Annotated in this window: 2 protein-coding genes; both read right to left on the bottom strand. The window is 35.2% G+C overall.

Going from position 1 to position 1,660, the window contains the following annotated elements:
• Window positions 1-32: 32 nt before the first annotated feature.
• On the bottom strand, window positions 33-533 hold the full coding sequence (locus tag FNN09_RS21415; RefSeq protein ID WP_221932559.1) for a transposase: 501 nt from the start codon (window positions 531-533) through the stop codon (window positions 33-35).
• A 71-nt stretch (window positions 534-604) separates the two neighbouring features.
• Window positions 605-1,390 carry a transposase gene (locus FNN09_RS21410; RefSeq protein ID WP_221932558.1) on the bottom strand — a complete coding sequence of 262 codons (786 nt, stop codon included), beginning with the start codon at window positions 1,388-1,390 and terminating at the stop codon, window positions 605-607.
• Window positions 1,391-1,660 lie beyond the last annotated feature (270 nt).

The following is a 1,660-nucleotide window of genomic DNA, read 5'->3' as shown; positions in this document are numbered from 1 at the left end:
TTCTGACTAACGTAAAATTTAAGTCCTGTAAATCAGCTTGATGCAAAGTTGAGTTCATCAGGGTTAAATCCATATTTGTCAATCTGTTTTTGTATTCTTTTGGCAATGCCAAGCTTTCTTTTCTGATCTAAATATAAGTATCCTTCAGGATTAATGTATGGTTTATTATGAATAATCATATTCCAAATAATGACTGCTAATTTACGAGCAGTAGCACTGATGGCTGATACACGTCCTTTTCTGAAATTAATCCGATGAAAGAAATCTCTTAATGGAGTTGAGTCTTTAAGGTTTCCAATTGCATTGGCTGCGCGTCTTAAAGCAATTTTTACACGATTACTTCCTTTTGGGACTTTACTGGATAATACTTTACCGCCACTTACTTTATTATTGGGAGCTAATCGCAACCAACTAGTAAAGTGTTTTGCGGTAGGAAACTTTCTTATTCCTTCAATTCCAATTTCACTGATAATTGCCAATACCGTTAAATGACTCATGCCTTCTATTGCTAAAAGGTCTGTTCCTTCAAGCATTTGATACCCTTTAAGGTTGATATCAATATTTTTGGGTGTATTCTTATTTAGCCGTTTGTATGGTTTGGGTTCTATTGTATGTTCTTTTTTTTTACGTCATTATCAATAATCACATTAAGCATTTGCTCTATTTCTAAATCACATTGTTGGATTTTATTTTGTAAGTGGTCATAAGTTTCCAGTTCTTGACTTAAAGCAAATAAGTAATCTTTCCTACCATTTGAATGTAACGCTTTAGCAATCTCTTCTTCACTCTTTCTGCAATTATAATGACGAAGTGATGCTAATTTCTGCGGATCATTTTCACCGCTACTAATAGCACGTATGATCTTTAGTCCTGTCAATCCACAAACATCTTTAACAACCACATCTAACCTTAAATTGAGCAAACGCAAGTATTTTTGCATCTTCTTAGATGTAGAAGCTGCCATATTGATAAGATTAGAGCGATGTCGACAATAAGTGCGTAATTGCTCTGTTTCATTGTCGGGCAAAAAGCTACTACTTAATAAACCTAAAGAATGTAACTTTTGAATCCATTGGCAATCTTTAATATCAGTTTTTTTGCCTTTGATATTCTTGGTAAACTTACCATTACACAATATTACCTTAAAGCCTTTGCTAATAAGTACAGCATATAAATTTTGCCAGTAGGTACCCGTACTTTCCATGGCAATAGAGGTTACTTTCTTTTCGATAAACCATTCTGCCATTTCAAAGAGATCTTCATTATAAACTCCAAATTCACGGATATCCTCTTCTCTTTGTCCAACAGCCACCCAATGCGAGCGACTTCCTACATCAACCCCTGCAGCATGGGAATTGACTACTTCCATTGAAATTGATCTTTCTTCCATAACCAGTCTTTTAAAACTCTATGGAGATGTGCTTTGGGCAAAGTAAACATTCTGAACGGGGTCATTGATACTAAAGCATCCATGCCACCACTGAAATCATCGCAAACATCTCAACCAGAATTGCGCTCGTGCTTATGAGCAACACTTTAAAGATCGGCCTTGCATAGAGCATAACGTAAAGGTACTCCCGTTAGCTTCAGAAATCAATTAACTTAAAAAGTATTGATTACCTTAGTTTTAAATCAATACTATGGGTTTATAGGGGGAATT

This window comes from Carboxylicivirga sp. M1479 (assembly GCF_007097485.1).
Classification (GTDB): domain Bacteria; phylum Bacteroidota; class Bacteroidia; order Bacteroidales; family Marinilabiliaceae; genus Carboxylicivirga.
Note: the sequence above shows the minus strand (reverse complement) of the source record. Positions and strands in the feature narration are given on the sequence as shown.